Annotated in this window: 17 protein-coding genes and 1 pseudogene; 6 read left to right on the top strand and 12 right to left on the bottom strand. The window is 71.9% G+C overall.

Going from position 1 to position 17081, the window contains the following annotated elements; all coding sequences use genetic code 11:
• The first annotated feature begins 22 nt into the window (after positions 1-22).
• Positions 23-1141, top strand: a complete 1119-nt coding sequence (locus VFZ92_RS41855; RefSeq protein WP_330883671.1) for an RDD family protein — start codon at positions 23-25, stop codon at positions 1139-1141.
• Positions 1142-1230: 89 nt separating this feature from the next.
• Positions 1231-2382 carry a cystathionine gamma-synthase gene (locus VFZ92_RS41850; protein ID WP_330883670.1) on the top strand — a complete coding sequence of 384 codons (1152 nt, stop codon included), beginning with the start codon at positions 1231-1233 and terminating at the stop codon, positions 2380-2382.
• Positions 2383-2441: 59 nt separating this feature from the next.
• On the opposite strand, the gene VFZ92_RS41845 is transcribed toward VFZ92_RS41850, so the two are convergent.
• Together VFZ92_RS41845 and hppD are read right to left on the bottom strand one after the other, a co-directional pair.
• Positions 2442-2690, bottom strand: coding sequence for a hypothetical protein (locus VFZ92_RS41845; RefSeq protein WP_330883669.1), 249 nt, complete (start codon positions 2688-2690; stop codon positions 2442-2444).
• 150 nt (positions 2691-2840) lie between these two features.
• Positions 2841-4043 carry a 4-hydroxyphenylpyruvate dioxygenase gene (hppD, locus tag VFZ92_RS41840; protein ID WP_330883668.1) on the bottom strand — a complete coding sequence of 401 codons (1203 nt, stop codon included), beginning with the start codon at positions 4041-4043 and terminating at the stop codon, positions 2841-2843.
• Between the two features lie 103 nt (positions 4044-4146).
• Between hppD and VFZ92_RS41835 the strand changes: the two genes are divergently transcribed.
• Positions 4147-4641: an Lrp/AsnC family transcriptional regulator gene (locus VFZ92_RS41835; protein ID WP_330883667.1), complete on the top strand. Its 495-nt coding sequence runs from the start codon at positions 4147-4149 to the stop codon at positions 4639-4641.
• Positions 4642-4707: 66 nt separating this feature from the next.
• On the opposite strand, the gene VFZ92_RS41830 is transcribed toward VFZ92_RS41835, so the two are convergent.
• The 7 genes from VFZ92_RS41830 to VFZ92_RS41800 all read right to left on the bottom strand — a co-directional run bounded on the left by VFZ92_RS41830 (position 4708) and on the right by VFZ92_RS41800 (position 10215).
• Positions 4708-6213 (bottom strand): AMP-binding protein, encoded by a 1506-nt coding sequence (locus VFZ92_RS41830; RefSeq protein ID WP_330883666.1) that lies wholly within the window; start codon positions 6211-6213, stop codon positions 4708-4710.
• A gap of 14 nt (positions 6214-6227) precedes the next feature.
• Positions 6228-6680 (bottom strand): MaoC family dehydratase, encoded by a 453-nt coding sequence (locus tag VFZ92_RS41825; RefSeq protein WP_330883665.1) that lies wholly within the window; start codon positions 6678-6680, stop codon positions 6228-6230.
• Positions 6677-7552 (bottom strand): amidohydrolase family protein, encoded by an 876-nt coding sequence (locus VFZ92_RS41820; protein ID WP_330883776.1) that lies wholly within the window; start codon positions 7550-7552, stop codon positions 6677-6679. The genes VFZ92_RS41825 and VFZ92_RS41820 overlap by 4 nt, the downstream gene beginning before the upstream one ends.
• Before the next feature lie 5 nt (positions 7553-7557).
• On the bottom strand, positions 7558-8463 hold the full coding sequence (locus tag VFZ92_RS41815) for an SDR family NAD(P)-dependent oxidoreductase (protein ID WP_330883664.1): 906 nt from the start codon (positions 8461-8463) through the stop codon (positions 7558-7560).
• Positions 8464-8562: 99 nt separating this feature from the next.
• Positions 8563-8997, bottom strand: coding sequence for a MarR family winged helix-turn-helix transcriptional regulator (locus VFZ92_RS41810; RefSeq protein ID WP_330883663.1), 435 nt, complete (start codon positions 8995-8997; stop codon positions 8563-8565).
• A 102-nt stretch (positions 8998-9099) separates the two neighbouring features.
• Complete coding sequence (gene greA, locus VFZ92_RS41805) at positions 9100-9597, bottom strand: transcription elongation factor GreA (RefSeq protein WP_330883774.1); 498 nt, start codon at positions 9595-9597, stop codon at positions 9100-9102.
• A gap of 186 nt (positions 9598-9783) precedes the next feature.
• Entirely contained in the window at positions 9784-10215 is a 432-nt protein-coding gene (locus tag VFZ92_RS41800) for a DUF4307 domain-containing protein (protein ID WP_330883662.1), read from the bottom strand.
• Between the two features lie 138 nt (positions 10216-10353).
• Between VFZ92_RS41800 and mca the strand changes: the two genes are divergently transcribed.
• Genes mca through VFZ92_RS41785 form a run of 3 tightly spaced genes read left to right on the top strand, consistent with a single transcriptional unit; the run spans position 10354 to position 12067 of the window.
• Complete coding sequence (gene mca, locus VFZ92_RS41795) at positions 10354-11235, top strand: mycothiol conjugate amidase Mca (protein ID WP_330883661.1); 882 nt, start codon at positions 10354-10356, stop codon at positions 11233-11235.
• Entirely contained in the window at positions 11235-11486 is a 252-nt protein-coding gene (locus VFZ92_RS41790) for a hypothetical protein (protein WP_414720125.1), read from the top strand. Before mca ends, VFZ92_RS41790 begins: the two co-directional genes overlap by 1 nt.
• A gap of 11 nt (positions 11487-11497) precedes the next feature.
• On the top strand, positions 11498-12067 hold the full coding sequence (locus VFZ92_RS41785) for a hypothetical protein (RefSeq protein ID WP_330883659.1): 570 nt from the start codon (positions 11498-11500) through the stop codon (positions 12065-12067).
• 20 nt (positions 12068-12087) lie between these two features.
• Here VFZ92_RS41785 and VFZ92_RS41780 read toward each other — a convergent pair.
• The 3 genes and pseudogenes from VFZ92_RS41780 to VFZ92_RS41770 form a co-directional block, all read right to left on the bottom strand.
• A pseudogene (locus VFZ92_RS41780) lies at positions 12088-13143 on the bottom strand (metallophosphoesterase); the annotation flags it as partial.
• The gene (locus VFZ92_RS41775) at positions 13140-15671 is read right to left on the bottom strand and encodes a polynucleotide kinase-phosphatase (RefSeq protein WP_330883657.1); all 2532 of its coding nucleotides are present in this window, start codon (positions 15669-15671) and stop codon (positions 13140-13142) included. The pseudogene VFZ92_RS41780 and the gene VFZ92_RS41775, both read right to left, overlap by 4 nt.
• Positions 15662-17053 carry a 3' terminal RNA ribose 2'-O-methyltransferase Hen1 gene (locus VFZ92_RS41770; protein WP_330883655.1) on the bottom strand — a complete coding sequence of 464 codons (1392 nt, stop codon included), beginning with the start codon at positions 17051-17053 and terminating at the stop codon, positions 15662-15664. The genes VFZ92_RS41775 and VFZ92_RS41770 overlap by 10 nt, the downstream gene beginning before the upstream one ends.
• Positions 17054-17081 lie beyond the last annotated feature (28 nt).

The following is a 17081-nucleotide window of genomic DNA, read 5'->3' as shown; positions in this document are numbered from 1 at the left end:
AACAAAGGGGCTGGACACTCCGATGAACGCTCCGCAGCCGCCAGAAGGCCAGAACCAAGGCGGCCAACCACAGGAGAGCCAGGGGCAGGCTCCCAGCGGCGACGCGACGCAGGTGGTGTCGAGCGGCGGACAGCCCCCGGCGTTCCCGTCCGCAGACGCGACCCAGGTCGTCACCCCCGGTCAGGGGCCGCAGCCGAGCTCGGAGGCGACGCAGGTCGTCTCCGGCCAGGGGCAGCCGCCGCAGTCGAACCCGTACGGCCAGCCGCCGCAGACCGGCTCCGGCGGGTTCCCCGCCCAGCAGCCGCCCCCGTACGGCCAGCCCGCTCAACCCGGCCAGTACGGCCAGCCGCCGTCGAACCCGTACGGCCAGCCCGCCCAGCCCTACGGGCAGCAGCCGTACGGCCAGCAGCCGCCGTCGAACCCCTACGGCCAGCCCGCGCAGCCCTACGGGCAGCCGCAGCAGCAACAGCCGTGGGGCGCGCAGCAGCCCGCCTACGGCCAGCCGCAGCAGCAGGCCTGGGGCGCCCAGGGCGCCTACCCCGCTCAGGCGGGCTACGGCGCCGCGGCGGGCAACTACGCCGAGTGGGGCTCGCGCGCGATCGGCGGCCTGATCGACTACGTGGCCCCCGGCATCGTGGTGGGCCTGCTCGTCGGCGTGATCGGCGCCGCCACGGGTGACGTGACCGTGGCGCTGCTGCTGAACCTCGTCGGCTACGTCGGCCTGCTCGCCTTCATGGCGTACAACTCCTGGTACCTGGCGGGCACGACCGGCCAGTCCTTCGGCAAGAAGGTCGCCAACGTCAAGCTGATCAGCGAGCAGACCGGTCAGCCGGTCGGCTTCGGCAACGCCTTCGTGCGGCACCTCTGCCACTTCATCGACGGCCTGCCCTGCGGCATCGGGTACCTCGCCCCGCTGTGGGAGGCCAAGAAGCAGACCTGGGCCGACAAGATCATGAACACCGTCGTGGTCATGGCGGACGGCTCGGCCGCTCCCGCCCAGTACCCCGGCACCGGCGGCCAGCCCTACGGCTACGGCCAGCAGCCGCAGCAGCCGGGTTACGGCCAGCAGCCCCAGCAGGGCTACGGGCAGCAGCCCCCGCAGCAGGGCTACGGCCAGCAGCAGCCGCCCCAGCAGTGGTGACGGACCGGAATGGATGAACGGCCCCCCGACCCCCGGTCGGGGGGCCGCTTGCCGTCCGGTGCACCCGAACGGCCCCGTACGCTGGTGACATGACGGACAGCTCCCACCACGGCTTCGCGACCAGGGCGATCCACGCAGGTCAGGCTCCCGATCCGACCACCGGTTCGGTGATCCCGCCCATCCACGCGACCTCCACCTACGCGCAGGACGGCGTGGGAGGCCTGCGGGAGGGCTACGAGTACTCGCGCACCGGCAACCCGACCAGGACGGCCCTCCAGGAGTGCCTCGCCTCGCTGGAGGGCGGCAGGCACGCCCGCGCCTTCGCCTCGGGCATGGGCGCGACCGACGCCGCGCTCCGCGCGATGCTGCGTCCCGGCGACCACGTCCTCATCCCGAACGACGCCTACGGCGGCACGTTCCGGTTGATCGACAAGGTGCTGGGCCACTGGGGCGTCGAGCACACCCCGGTCGAGCTGTCCGATGTGGACGCGGTGCGCGCGGCGGTCCGGCCCAACACCAAGGTCATCTGGATCGAGACGCCCACGAACCCGCTGCTGAACATCGCGGACATCGCGGGCCTGTCCCAGATCGCGCACTCCGCGGGCGCGCTGCTCGTCGTGGACAACACCTTCGCGTCCCCGTACCTGCAAAGCCCGCTCGGCCTGGGCGCGGACGTGGTCATGCACTCCACGACCAAGTACATCGGCGGTCACTCCGACGTCGTCGGCGGTGCCCTCATCACCTCCGACGACGAGCTGGACGCCCAGTTCGGCTTCCTCCAGAACGGGGCGGGCGCGGTCGCCAGCCCGTTCGACTCGTGGCTGACGCTGCGCGGCATCAAGACCCTCGAACTCCGCATGGAGAAGCACTCGGACAACGCCGAGCTGGTCGTGCAGGCGCTGCTGAAGCACCCGAAGGTCAAGACCGTGCTGTACCCCGGCCTGCCGGAGCACCCCGGCCACGAGCTGGCGGCGAAGCAGATGCGCCGGTTCGGCGGGATGATCTCGTTCACCGTCCACGGCGGCGAGCAGGCCGCGCTGGACGTGTGCTCGCGCACCAGGCTGTTCACGCTGGCCGAGTCGCTCGGCGGCGTCGAGTCGCTGATCGAGCACCCCGGCAAGATGACGCACGCCAGCACCGAGGGCTCGCTGCTGGAGGTGCCGTCGGACCTGATCCGCGTCTCCGTGGGCATCGAGTCCGGTGACGACCTGGTCGCCGACCTGGTCGCCGCGCTGGACTGACCCCGCTCACCACGAAGGCCCCCGCTCGGGTGGAGCGGGGGCCTTCGTCGTCGTGACGCCTAGGGCTTGACCAGGTTGTCGCCGGGCAGGTGGTACTGCGCGTTCTCGGTCTTCGGCACCGCGGGCAGGTCCTGGCCGTCGACGCAACCGCCGATGAACTGGAGCGTGCCGTCGCGCTGCTCGAAGTGCCCGGAATCGTGGCAGCCCGCCTGGGCCACGGTGAAAAAGGCCGCGCCGGTCAGGGCCACGGCCGTGGCGACCGCTCCGAAGAGCGGAAGCACAGCGGCTACGCGCCTTGCGGGTGCCATGCCGCCTCCCCGATGTGAATGCCCTGTGAGGTTCCCCAAGACAGAGCGTACCCGTCCCCACGCGGTGGGTACCAAGCTCGTCGGCGAGAGGTGGCGCGGACTCGCCGGGCGGCCCAGCGGTCGTACCGCCGTTCAGCCGCCCGACGACCGTCAGAGGTTGCCCCGGCGCTCCTGCTCGCGCTCGATGGCCTCGAACAGCGCCTTGAAGTTGCCCTTGCCGAAGCCCAGCGAGCCGTGGCGCTCGATCAGCTCGTAGAACACCGTGGGCCGGTCGCCGATCGGCTTCGTGAAGATCTGGAGCAGGTAGCCGTCCTCGTCGCGGTCGACCAGGATGCGGTGCTCCTTGAGGACCTCGATCGGCACGCGCACCTTGCCGATGCGGGCCCGCAGCTCCGGGTCGTCGTAGTAGGAGTCCGGCGTGTCCAGGAACTCGACGCCCGACGCGCGCATCGCCGTCACCGTGCCCACGATGTCGTTGGTGGCCAGCGCGATGTGCTGGACGCCCGCGCCCTCGTAGAACTCCAGGTACTCGTCGATCTGCGACTTGCGCTGCGCGATGGCGGGCTCGTTGAGCGGGAACTTGACCCGGTGGTTGCCGTTGGAGACGACCTTGCTCATCAGCGCCGAGTAGTCGGTGGCGATGTCGTCGCCGATGAACTCCGCCATGTTCACGAAGCCCATGACCCGGTTGTACCACTCGACCCAGTGGTCCATCCGGCCCAGCTCGACGTTGCCGACGCAGTGGTCGACCGCCTGGAACAGCCGCTTCGGCGCACCGGCCGGGCGGACCACCGTGCTCTCCCTGGCCACGTAACCGGGCAGGTAGGGACCGGTGTAGGCGGACCGGTCGACCAGCGTGTGGCGGGTCTCGCCGTAGGTGGCGATGGCGGCCGTGCGGACCGTGCCGTGGTCGTCGCTGACGTCGTGCGGCTCCTCCAGCACGGTCGCCCCCTGCGCCCGCGCGTGGGCCACGCAGCGGTCGACGTCGTCGACCTCCAGCGCCAGGTCCACGACACCGTCGCCGTGGCGGCGGTGGTGCTCCAGCAGCGAGCTGTCCGGCAGCACGCCACCCTTGACCACGAACCGCGCCGACCCGGACTTGAGCACGAACGACTTATGGTCCCGCTGCCCCGTCTCGGGCCCCGCGTAGGCGACCAGCTGCATCCCGAAGGCGACCTGGTAGAACCACGCGGTCTGCGTGGCGTTGCCGACCACGAAGACCACCGCGTCCATGGACCGCACCGGGAACGGGTCCTTGGTCGCGTCGTAGTCGACCAGCCCGACGAGCTGCCGGAGCTGGTCGTAGCTCACGTCGTCGAGCTGCTGGTCGCCGCGCCCCAGTGTCCCGGTCATGGTGATCCCTCCGTGGTGGTCAGTTCGGTAGGAATAGGATGTGTCGTGCCGGGCATCCTGAGCAACACTCAGTGAAAATGCTGGACATTTTGTATAGTGATGCATGACTTCGGGCGAGCACCTAGAACACTCTGACCAGCCGCTGGACTCCCTGGACGCGAGGCTCCTGCTCCTGCTCACCGACGAACCGAGGCTGGGAGTCCTGGAGTGCTCCCGCCGCCTGGGCGTGGCGAGGGGCACCGTCCAGGCCAGGCTGGACCGCCTGGTGGCCAGGGGCGTCCTGACCGGCTTCCCCCCGGCCTTGGACCTGGCGGCGATGGGCTACACCCTCACCGCGTTCGCCGTCCTGGAGATCGCACAGGGCCGCAGGCAGGAGGTCTCCAACGGCCTGGCGGCCATCAACGAGGTCTGCGAGGTCCACGCCACCACGGGCCAGGGCGACCTCTTCGTCAGGATGGTCGCCCGCTCCAACGCGGACCTGCAACGCGTGATCGACGAAATGGTCGACGTCCCGGGGGTGGAACGCCTCTCAACCTCGATAGCCCTCTCCACCCCGGTGCCACCACGCGTGCGCCCGCTCTTGGAGCGCATCACCTGACCACCTCGTGGGCCCCGGTCCCACCCCGTCCCCGGGTGGAGACCGCCCCTCCACCCGGCGGCACCCCTACTTCAACAACCGGCGCAGGATCTTCCCGCTGGGCGACTTGGGAATGGCGTCCACGACCTCCACCCACCGCACCTTCTTGTACGGAGCCACGCGCTCGGCGACCCACGCCATCAGCTCGTCCGCGTCCACCACCCGCGACACCACCACGAAGGCCTTGGGCGCCTCCCCACCCTCGACGTGCGGCACCCCGACCACGGCGGCGTCGAGCACGTCGGGATGGGTCAACAACAGGGCCTCCAGTTCGGCAGGAGCGACCTGGTACCCCTTGTACTTGATCAACTCCTTCAACCGGTCCACGACCCAGTAGTGCTCGCCCTCCACCCGAGCCACGTCCCCGGTGCGCAACCAGCCACCCTCCACGACGGTCGCCGAGGTGGCCTCGGGGTTGTCCAGGTACCCGACCATCACCTGCGGCCCCCGCACCCACAACTCGCCCTCCGGGGAATCCCCACCGGTCTTCGGGTCCACCAGCCGGGCCTCGGTGGACGGCAACAACGTCCCCACCGACCCGGCGGGCGTGTCGGCGAACCCGTCCTCCAGCACCAGCGTGATCCCCGGCGAAGCCTCGGTCATCCCGTACCCCTGCCGGATCGGGCACCCGAGCACCGCTTCCGCCCGCCGGGCCACCGCGACGTCCAGCGGCGCGGCCCCGGAGACGGCGAACCGCAACGACGAGAGGTCGTGCCCGCCCGCACCGGAGTTCGCCAACCCGAGGACCATCGGCGGCGCGAGGAACGCCCTGGTGACCCCGTGCTCCGCGATCATCCGCAGGTGCGCGTCGTGCTCGTACCGCGGCAGCGTCACGACGGTGGAACCGTGCCGCAGGGCCATGCCGAGGATGATCGAGAACCCGTAGACGTGGAAGAACGGCAGCACGGCCGAGAACACGTCGTCCGGGGTCACCCGCCACTGGGCCGAGTTCTGCTCGACGTTCGCCACCAGGTTCCGGTGGGTCAGCATCACCCCCTTCGCCGGACCCGTGGTGCCGCTGGAGTACGGGAGCAGCGCGACCGCCGTGGCGGGGTCGACCTCCACGGCCGGCGCGACCCCGTCCAGCGACCCGAACGGCGTGAACCCGGCGGCCGAGCCGATCACGAACCGGTGCTCGACGTCCGCCGCCCCGGCGACCTTCCCCGCCGCCGCCTCGGAAGCGATCACCGCGACGGCGCGGGAGGCCGCCAGCTGCCCGGCGATCTCCCCGTGGGTCAACGCCGGGTTCACCGGCGTGACGGTCGCGCCCGCGGCCAGCGCGGCGTGCAGCGCGAGCACGAACCCCGGCTGGTTGTGGCTGATCAGCGCCACGACGTCACCGGGTCCGACGCCCAGCGCGGCCAACCCTCCCGCGGCGGCGTCCACCCCGTCGGCCAGGGCGCGGTAGGTCATCCGCTCACCGGTGGCCGCGTCGACCAGCGCGACCCGGTCGCCGTGCGCGCGGTCGAGCAGGTGCTCGGTGAGGGTGGTGTCCGGGATGTCCACATCGGACAGTGCGCTGCGGTGGATCATCGCGGGACCCCGTCTCAGCGGTAGAAGCGGAACACGGGCTGCGCCACGCACGCGGGCTTGGTGCCGTTCTCGATCTCCACGACCACGTCGGCGGTGATCTGCGCGCCACCACCGCCGATCTGCTCGACCGACACGAGCGTCCCGGACAGCCTGATCCGCGCACCGGCCGGGACGGGGGCCGGGAAGCGCACCCGGTTCAGCCCGTAGTTCACCTTCGTCGTCACGTCGGGCACGTCGAACAGGTTGGTCCACAGTGGGATGACCAGCGCCAGGGTCAGGTACCCGTGGGCGATCGGCCCGCCGAACGGCCCGCTCCTGGCGCGCTCCGGGTCGACGTGGATCCACTGGTGGTCGTCGGTGGCGTCGGCGAACAGGTCGATGCGGGCCTGCGTCACGTCCAGCCACTCGCTGACGCCGAGCGAGGTCCCCGCGAGTCCGGGCAGGTCGTCGAACGCGACGGTGGTCACGGCTCCTCCTCCCGTCCCAGGCCCAACGCCCGGACCGCGTTCTCCTTGAGGATCTTCGGCCGGACGTGGTCCTTGATCTCCAGCTCCGCGAAGTCGGCCAGCCAGCGGTCGGGCGTGATGAGCGGGTAGTCCGAGCCGAACAGCACCTTGTCCTGCAACAGGGTGTTCGCGTACCGCACGAGCTGCGGCGGGAAGTACTTCGGCGACCACCCGGACAGGTCGACGTACACCTTCGGCTTGTGCGTCGCGACCGCCAGGGCCTCGTCCTGCCAGGGGAACGACGGGTGCGCCATGATGATCGTCAGGTCCGGGAAGTCGACCGCCACGTCGTCGAGCAGCATCGGGTTCGACAGCCCGAGCCGGATCCCGCCGCCCCCCGGCAGTCCGGCGCCGATGCCGGTCTGCCCGGTGTGGAACAGCGCGGGCACCCCGAGTTCCTCGGCGACCTCCAGCAGCGGGTACGCACTGCGGTCGTTCGGCGCGAAGCCCTGCAACGACGGGTGGAACTTGATGCCCCGCACCCCCCGGTCGACCAGCGAGCGGAACAGCCGGGCGCCCGTGCGGCCCTTCGCCGGGTCGACGCTCGCGAACGGGACCAGCACGTCCGGGTGCTCGGCCGCGGCCTCGACGATCTCGTCGTTGGAGATGGCCCGGTGACCGGTCGCGGCCTCGGCGTCGACGGTGAACACGACCGCCGCCATCCGCCGTTCCCGGTAGTAGGCGGCGGTTTCGTCGAGCGTCGGCGCCCGGTGGTCCGCCGCGAAGTACTTCGACGACGCCTCGACGTGGGCTTCCGGCAGCGAGAGGTGGCCGTGCCCGTCGACCTCGACGTGGGTGTGCACGTCGATCGCCACCAGGGCCTCGACGTCCAGCCCCGTCACGACGCCTGCTCCGGCAGCCGCTCGCCGACGACCTGCTCGTGGGCCGCGAACACCGTCGGCCACGTCTCGGCGATGGCGTCGGCGCTCCAGCCGCCGTCGGCGTACGCGGCCACGACCTGCGTCGGGTGCGTCCACAGCGACAGCCGGTCGCCGCCGATGCCGACGGCCTGGCCGGTGATGTCCTCGGCGGCGTCGGAGGCCAGGAACACCACCACGCCCGCCGCGTCCTCGGGGGTGCCGAAGGCCAGCACCCGCCGGGCGAACGGCGGCACCGGCTCGCCGGACCGCAGCGCCTCGACGTACGGCTGGAGCGCGGGGATGGTCTCGGTCATGGCGGTCGCGGCGACGGGCACGACCGCGTTCACGGTCACCTTGGCGCGCGCCAGTTCCATCGCCCACGTGCGGGCGAACCCGACGACGCCCGCCTTCGCGGCGGAGTAGTTGGTCTGGCCGAAGTTGCCGCGCTGGCCCGCTGGGGAGCCGACCAGGATCAGCCGCCCGCCCGTGCCCTGCGCGCGGAACCGCACGGCCGCCGCCCGCGCGCAGGTGAACGTGCCGCGCAGGTGGACCCCGACCACCGCGTCGAAGTCCTCGTCGGTCATCTTCCAGAGCACCCGGTCGCGCAGCACGCCCGCGTTGGTGACCATCACGTCGAGCCGACCGAACTCGTCCACGGCCCGCGCCACCAGCGCGTCCGCCGCCTCGGCCGTCCCGACCGCGACGACCTCGGCCACCGCCCGCCCACCGGCGTCGACGATCTCCTCCACCGCGGCCCCGGCCGCACCGGCGTCCACGTCGTTCACCACGACCGCCGCCCCGGCGTCGGCCAACCCCTTGGCGTAGGCCAACCCGAGCCCCCGCCCGCTCCCGGTGACGACCGCGACCCTGCCGCTGAGATCCATCAGTCCCGTCCTCCTCGACCGCCGGGGGCTCCGGAGTCAGGGTGGACGCAAACTGTTGTGGTTGTCAACGATTGAGTTTGTCATCGGTATCCGGTGCGGCTACCCGTTGGGGAACACCAGTTGCCGCAGCAGGGTGTTCAGCTCCACCTGCGTCTCCGGCCTCACGTCGGCCATGATCCCGCTCTGCGCCTCGGCGATCCGGCGGCTTCCCTCGGAGCGGACCCGGTCGCCCTTCGCGGTGGCGCTGACCAGCTTGCTGCGGCGGTCGTTCGGGTCGGTGACCCGCTTCACCAGCCCGTTGCCCTCCAGTTCGTCGACCAGCGCGACGAGCTGCGACGGGTCGAGGCCCATGAGCTCGGCGAGCCTGCGCTGGGTGACGCCGGTCTTCTCCTCGCTCGCGAAGGCGAGGACGGAGTACGAGCGGACGCGCAGCCCCAGCGGGGAGAGCGCCTCGCTGGCCGTCTTGGCGAACACCCCGCTGGCTCGGGACAGCAGGAACCCCAGGTCCTGCGCCAAGGGATGTTCGTCACGCACCGGATCCTCCAAGAACGTCAATAATTGACGATGTCAATCAATCTTACAAGGCGCGCGAAAGGGGCGGCCACCAGCGCGGTGGCCGCCCCTGTGCGTCGTGGATCAGGCGGAGTAGGGAACCGCCTTGATCAGGGTGACCTTCTGGCTCTTGCCGTTCGGCAGCTCGTACTCGACGGTCTCGCCGTCCTTCGCACCGAGCAGCGCCTTCCCGAGCGGCGACGCGGGGGAGTAGACCTCCATCGCGCCGTGAGCGCCCTCCTCGCGCGTGGCGAGCAGGAACTCCTCGGTCTCGTCGTCCCCGTCGTACCGGATGGTCAGCACGGTGCCGGGTGCCGCGACGCCCTTGGTGGTCGGGGCCTCGCCGACCTTCGCCGCCTGGAGGAGCTCCTGCAGCTGCCGGATCCGGGCCTCCTGCTTGCCCTGCTCCTCACGAGCCGCGTGGTAACCACCGTTCTCCCGGAGGTCGCCTTCTTCGCGGCGCGCGTTGATCTCAGTGGCAATGACCGGGCGATTCTGGATCAGCTCGTCCAGCTCGTGCTTGAGCCGGTCGTAGGCCTCCTGGGTCAGCCAGGTCACCTGGGTGTCGCTCACGGTCACCAACTCCTCGTCTTGCTCCAAGTCCACCCCGTGGACTGGCAGTTTCCAGGCCACCAGCTCGCCCGGAACGGAAAAACACGGCCCACACCGGGGCCGTGCTGAGCTGCAAGAGTAACACGTTTACAACGTTCGACTACGGCGTTTTGTTCCCGACACCGCCGCTAAACCCGCAGATCACCCGCTTGGCCGCTACCTCGTGGACAGGTAGGCGGGTACCTGGTAGGAGCAGCCGAACACCTCTCCGGTGACCGGCGGTTTCGACGTGCGCAGAACCGTCTTCGCGACGCTGGTGCTCCTACCAGGTGGGACGAGCACCTCGCGCCTGCCCGCCTCGTCGCCGTCGTCGGAACGGGCCCTGATGACGCAGACCACGGGGCGCTCCGGCTGGTCGCGGGCGACCTCGAACGTCACCTCGACCGTGCTGTCGTCGAGCACCTCGAACGCGCTCTGCTTCGCCTCGACGGGCTGGTTGCCGAGGTTCTGGTAGGCGACCAGCGCGACCGCGCCCCCGACCAGCACGCCCAGCACGGGCAGTGACCAGCGGAGCCACTTCGGCAGCGGCTTGCGGGCCTGCTTGCCGTAGCGGCCCTCGGGCAGCGTGCGCTGCGCCACTCCGGTCACCCCTTCTCACCCCACCCGTTCACCGCCTGCGGACCAGCGGGAACAATGGGCCACGACGTCCGCGTTGAGTGTCGCAGGAGCCGATCCGGCCCCGCTTGGTGGGGCGGTCCGTGAATCGAAGAGGAGACCACGCCGGTCATGGTCGAGAAGCTGCGCCTGATGGCTGTGCACGCGCACCCCGATGACGAGTCGAGCAAGGGCGCGGCCACGATGGCCCGCTACGTCTCGGAGGGTCACGAGGTCATGGTCGTGACCTGCACCGGCGGTGAGGCGGGCAGCATCCTGAACCCCGCCATGAACCGCCCGGACGTCCTGGAGAACATGGCCGAGATCCGGCGCGGCGAGATGGCCCGCGCCGCCGAGATCCTCGGCATCCAGCACCGCTGGCTCGGGTACGTCGACTCGGGCCTGCCCGAGGGCGACCCGCTGCCGCCGCTGCCCGAGGGCTGCTTCGCGCTGGTCCCGATCGAGGAGTCGGCGGGGAAGCTGGTCGAGGTCATCCGCGAGTTCCGCCCCCACGTCATCGTCACCTACGACGAGAACGGCGGCTACCCGCACCCGGACCACATCCGCACGCACGAGGTGTCCGTCGCGGCCTTCGACGCCGCGGGCGACCCGGAGCGGTACCCCGAGGCGGGCGAGCCGTGGCAGCCGCTGAAGATGTACTACTCGCACGGCTTCTCGCGCGCCCGGATGATGACGTTCCACAACGCGCTGCTGGAGATCGGCCAGGAGTCGCCGTACACCGAGTGGATCGCGAAGTGGGACCCGAACACCCCCGACGTGCTCGACCGCGTGACCACCAGGGTCGAGTGCGGTGAGTACTTCGAGCAGCGCGACGAGGCCCTGAAGGCCCACGCGACCCAGATCGACCCGGAGAGCCGCTGGTTCTTCATCCCGCTGGAGATGCAGCGGCGGCTGTGGTCGACCGAGGAGTACGAGCTGGCCCGCTCGCTGGTCGACAGCACCGTGCCCGAGGACGACCTGTTCGCCGGTCTGCGGGAGAAGGTGTCCGCGTGATGCTCGCGCGGATCCCCGTCGAGGACACCACGGCCCTCGTCGTGGCCCAGCCGCCGACGTCGAACGACCCCGGCGGGCAGAAGGACGACTTCGGCAAGTCGTCCCCGCTCGGCCTGCTGCTGCTCGTGCTGTTCTTCATCGCGGTGTTCTTCCTGGTCCGCTCGATGAACAAGCACCTGCGCAACCTGCCCGCGAGCTTCGACGACCCCGCGCCGGCCGACGGCGAGGGCGACGACAAGCCCAAGGGCTAACCTGTCCCGCCGTGGACGTGATCGACTGGGACGTGCTGGAACCCGCCGCGGGCGCCTTGGCGTTCGAGGGCCTCGGCGTGCCGTGGTGGGTGTGCGGCGGGTGGGCGCTGGAGCGCTACACGGCCGTCCGCGAGCCGCACGACCGGCTGGTCGTCGGGGTGTTCACCGACGACGTCCCCGCCCTGCGCGCCCACTTCGCCGGGGCCGAGGTGTGGGCGGTGTCCGGCGGGGTCGCCGGGCCCGCTCCCGACGAGCTGCCGCCGGACGTGACGCGGCTCTGGGTCCGCGCCCGCCCCGGTACGCCGTGGCAGCTCGACGTGCGGCCGACCCGGCGCTGGCACGGCGAGTGGGTGTTCCCGCGCGACCCGACGGTCACGTTCCCGCTGGACGAGGTGACGTGGGTCGACGACGGCGTCCGCTACCTCAACCCGGAGCTGGTGCTGCTGTTCCGGTCCGGGCGCGTGCGGGGCACCGCGGACCTCGACCACACCCTCCCGTGGCTGCGCGCCGGGGCCCGCGAGAGGCTGTTCACCGAACTCCGCAAGCTCGACCCGTTCCACGCCTGGCTCGAACGCGCCTAGCGCAGCGCGCCCGGCCGGGCGAACCACGTCCGGCGCGCGGGCACCGACACGATCTCCCGCTCCGGGTAGCGCAGCGCCGTCAGCTTGCCGCCGAACACGCACCCGGTGTCCAGGCACAGGGTCCCGTTGACCCAGCGGGCCTCCGCGACCGGCGTGTGTCCGTAGAGGACGGTCGCCGCGCCGGTGTACTCCTCGGCCCAGGGGTAGCGGATCGGGTTGCCCGCCTCGTCGGTCCGGCCGGTGTTCTCGCCCCAGATGGCCAGGCTGCGCGTCCGCGACGACTCGCGGCCGTGGTACCGCTCCGGCAGCCCCGCGTGCGCGAGGACCAGCGCGCCGCCGTCGAGCACGTAGTGCGGGACCAGCGCGTCGCAGAACTCCAGCACCCGCCGCCGGAACCCCGCCGACTCCCGCGCCAGCTGGTCCATCGACTCGGCGAGGCCGTGGTCGCGCCGCACGTCGTTGCCGCGCAGCGCCTTCACCAGCTTCTCCTCGTGGTTGCCGCGCACGGCCAGCGCGTTGCCCGCGGCGACCATGCCCATCGCCAGCCGCAGCACACCGGGCGTGTCCGGGCCCCGGTCGACCAGGTCGCCGACGAACGCGACCCTGCGACCCTCCGGGTGCCGCGCGTCCACGGCCCGACCGCGCTCGTCGTGCAGGACCAGGTACCCCAGCTCCCGCAGCAGCTCCTCCAGCTCCACCCGGCAGCCGTGCACGTCGCCGATCACGTCGAACGGCCCGGTCTCGTGCCGCAGGTCGTTCGGCAGCCGCTCCGCCACCAGCCGCACCGCGTCCACCGCCGACTGGTCGGCCAGCACGTGCACGCGCCGGAACCCCTGCTCCCGCAGGGACCACTCGGTCAGGCCGACGGTGATGGCGACCGGCGTGGCGCTGCGCCGCTTGGCCAGCACCACCAGCTCGCCGCGCTGCGCACGGGAGGCGTCCGTGGCGTCGACCACGGTCACACCACCCGCCCGCAGCCGCCGGTCGATCACGTCGTGCCGGTCCACCGGCAGCGCTCCCGCCATCCGCGCGCCGAGCAGCACCACGAGCGACAGGTCGGGGATCATCAGGTTCACAGGCGCGGGTCCACCGGTTCCGATTCGAGGGCCAGTACGGCGAACACGCACTCGTGCACGCGCCACAGCGGTTCACCCGCCGCGACGCGCCGCAGCCCCTCAAGGCCGAGCGCGTACTCGCGGAGAGCAAGCGAACGCTTGCCGCCCAACGACCTCTTCCGCAGCCGGTCCAGGTTCGCGGTCTCCGTGTAGTCCGGACCGTAGACGATCCGCAGGTATTCCCGGCCCCGGACCTTCACCCCCGGCTGCACGAGTCCGCGCGGCCCGCGCACGAGGTTCGCCAGCGGCTTCACCACCATCCCCTCGCCACCGGCCGCCGTGAGGTCCTCCCACCACGCCGTGCCCGCCGCGACCGACCGCTCGTCAGCGGTGTCGACGAGCAGGCTGCGGGTCAGGGTGACCAGGTCCGGGTCGGCGTCGCGCAGCCGGGCCGCGATCCCCAGGTGCCACCGGTGGTCCCGGTCCTCGAACGTCCTGCCCTCGCTCGCGAGCAGCTGGAACGGCGCCAGCCGGACGCCGTCCAGGCCGTCGGTGTCCCAGACGTAGCGGCGGTAGGCCTCGCGGTACGCGGCGCCGTTGGCCGCCCGCGCCGTCGTGCGCGCCAGCAGGCCGTCGACGTCGATCCCGCGCGACCGGGCCTCGGTCAGCGCGTCCACCGCCCTCGGCAGGACGGCGTTCGCCGCCGCGCCGACCGCCGCGTACTGCTCGCGGACCAGCCCGTCCGCCTTGGCGTTCCACGGCATCAGCTCGGCGTCGAGCAGCAGCCAGCCGGTGTCCAGCTCCGCCCACAGCCCGGCGGCGGTCGCGGCCGTCCGCACGCGCTCCAGGAACGCGCCCGCCAGCGGTTCGGGGAAGAACGCGCGGCCGGTGCGCGTGTGCACGGCTCCACCGCCCTCGACGCCGAACCGCGCGGGTCCGACGCCGGGGTCGCGGCACACCAGCACGACGGCCCGCGAGCCCATGTGCTTCTCCTCGCACAGCACCTGCCCCGCGCCCGCGTTCCGGAACCCGGCGAACGCCTCCTCCGGGTGCTCCAGCACGTCGGGGCGCGCCGAGGTCGCGGTCGGCGACATCGTCGGCGGCAGGTAGGCGAGCCAGCGCGGGTCGATCGCGAACCGGCTCATCACCTCCAGCGCCGCGGCCGAGTGCTCGGCGCGAATGCCGATCCGGCCGTGGTGCCCGGTCTCCACCGACCGGTTCCCGGTGACGTCGGTCAGGGTGAGCACCTGCCCGTCACGGGCGGGCGGCGTGCCGACGAGCGGGCGCACCGGCTCGTACCAGACCTCGTGCGCGGCGACGGAGACCAGTTCCTCCTCCGGGTAGCGCAGCGCGGTCAGCTTGCCGCCGAACACGACCCCGGTGTCCAGGCACATCGTCCGGTTGACCCACTCCGCCTCCGGCACCGGTGTGTGGCCGTAGAGCACCACGGCGCTGCCCCGGTAGTCGTCGGCCCACGGGTACCGGACGGGCAGGCCGAACTCGTCGGTCTCGCCGGTCGTGTCGCCGTACAGCGCGAAGCTGCGCACCCGTCCGGACGCGCGGCCGTGGAAGTTCTCCGGCAGCCCGGCGTGCGCCAGCACCAGCGCGCCCCCGTCGAGCACGTAGTGCGACACGAGGTCGTGGCAGAACGACTCGACGTCGGCGCGGAACTCCTCCGGTTCCCCGGCGAGCTGCGCCAGCGACTCGGCGAGCCCGTGCGCCACCGTCACCTTCCTCCCGCGCAGCGCCTGCACCAGCTTGTGCTCGTGGTTGCCGCTCACCGCGAACGCGTGCCCGGACCGCACCATGCCCATCACCAGCCGCAGCACACCCGGTGTGTCCGGGCCGCGGTCGACGAGGTCGCCGACGAACGCCGCGCGCCTGCCCCCTGGGTGCGCGGCGTCGACCGCCCGCCCCAGCGCGTCGCGGGTGATCGCGTACCCCAGCCGGGCCAGCAGCTCCTCCAGTTCGGCGCGGCAGCCGTGCACGTCGCCGATCACGTCGAACGGCCCGGTCTCGTGCCGCAGGTCGTTCAGCATCCGCTCGTAGGTGAACGAGGCGGAATCCACCTCGGACTCGCCGCGCAGCACGTGCACCTTGCGGAAGCCCTCCTTCCTGAGGTGCCGCAACGACTTCCGCAGGTCGGCCTGGTGCCGCCGGACCACGCGCGCGCCGAAGTCGCGGTCCGGCCGGGCGGCGTTGCGCGCCACGCAGACGTCCTCCGGCAGGTCCAGCACGACGGCGACCGGCAGCACGTTGTGCTCGCGCGCCAGCGCGACCAGCCGCGCCCGGACGTGCCGCTGGACGTTCGTCGCGTCGATCACCGTCACCCGGCCCGCGGCCAGGCGCTTGCCCGCCACGTAGTGCAGCACGTCGAACGCGTCGCCGGACGCGCCCTGGTCGTTCTCGTCGTCGGCGACGAGCCCGCGGAAGTAGTCGGACGACAGCACCTGAGTGGGCCGGAAGTGCTTGGCCGCGAACGTGGACTTGCCCGAGCCGGACGCGCCGATCAGCACGACCAGCGACAGGTCGGGGATGGTCAGCTCCATCGGGCCTCCCGCTTCCTCGTGAACACGGCGAGCTGCGTGGGGGAGCCGAGCACGGGGTCCGACGGCCCGACGGGGAGGTACGAGACGGCGTACCCGTACCGCAGGCCCACCCCGTCACCCCACTCCCGGAACTGGGCCCGCGTCCACTCGAACCTGTGGTCGGCGTGCCGGAAGGTGTTGGGCGGCAGCGAGTCGAACAGCGCGTTGTACTCCACGTTCGGCGTGGTCACGATGACCGTGCCGGGCTCGGCGGCCGCGAAGACGGCGTGCTCCAGCGCGGGCAGCCGGTCCTCCTCGAGGTGCTCGACGACCTCCATCAGCACGGCGGCGTCGTACCCCGCCAGCCCCGCGTCGGCGTACGTCAGCGACGACTGCCGCAGCGTGATCCGCTCGCGGGCCCGGTCCGACAGGGTGTCCAGGTGCAGCCGCCGCTCGGCGACGGCGAGCGCCCTCGACGACACGTCGACCCCCAGCACCTCGGTGATCGAGGGCTCCTTCACCAGCTCCCGCAGCAGCGCGCCCTCGCCGCACCCGAGGTCCAGCACCCGCCGCGCCCCGCAGGCCCGCACCGCGGCCAGCACGCTCTCGCGCCGCCGCACGGCCAGCGGCAGCGGTACGTCCACCGGCGGGTCGAGCGCGTTGTCCAGCGCCTCCTCCGGCACGCCGTCGGCCTCGGCCAGCCGCTCCAGCGCGGACCGCACCAGCGGCCTGCTGCGCCCCAGGTAGCGCCGCGTGATCAGCTCCCGCTCGGGGTGCGCGGCCAGCCAGCCCTCGCCCGCCCGCATCAGCTTGTCGACCTCGTCCTGGTCGATCCAGTAGTGCTTCGACCCGTCCAGCACCGGCAGCAGCACGTAGAGCTGCTTCACCGCGTCGGCCAGCCGCAGCTCACCGGTCAGCGCCAGGTCCACGTACCGCGAGTCGCCCCACGAGGGCACGGCCGGGTCCAGCGGCACGGGGACCGCGTCGACGGTCCACCCCAGCGGCCCGAACAGCCTGCCGAGCAGGTCGACGTCCGGGCAGCCCAGCGCGGGCACCTCGACGCGGAGCGGGATCGCCCGAGCGGCCAGTTCGGGCCGCGCGTCGCACCGCCCGTTCATCGCGGTGCGGAAGACGGACCCCATGGCCACGGCGAGCAGCGACCCGGCCGCGTAGGGCCGGTCGTTCACGTACTGGGTGAGGCTGCTCGCCCGCCCGCGCACCAGCGCGATCGGATCGACCTCCAGCAGCAGCGCCGCCGTGCACTCGGCCTCCGACGCGCGCGGGTAGAACACGTGCGCGGTGCCGGACGCGGCGGGGAAGGACTGGGCCTTGCCAGGGTGCTTGTGCAGGAGGAAACCGAGGTCGGTCGCGGGCCGGTGCGTGGTCGTCATGGTCAGGAGCACCAGGGGAGTCTGACTGAACGACGCTGGT

Source organism: Umezawaea sp., from assembly GCF_036375055.1.
Taxonomy (GTDB): Bacteria; Actinomycetota; Actinomycetes; order Mycobacteriales; family Pseudonocardiaceae; genus Umezawaea.
The sequence above is the reverse complement of the archived record's forward strand: the minus strand, read 5'-3'. Positions and strand labels throughout refer to the sequence as shown.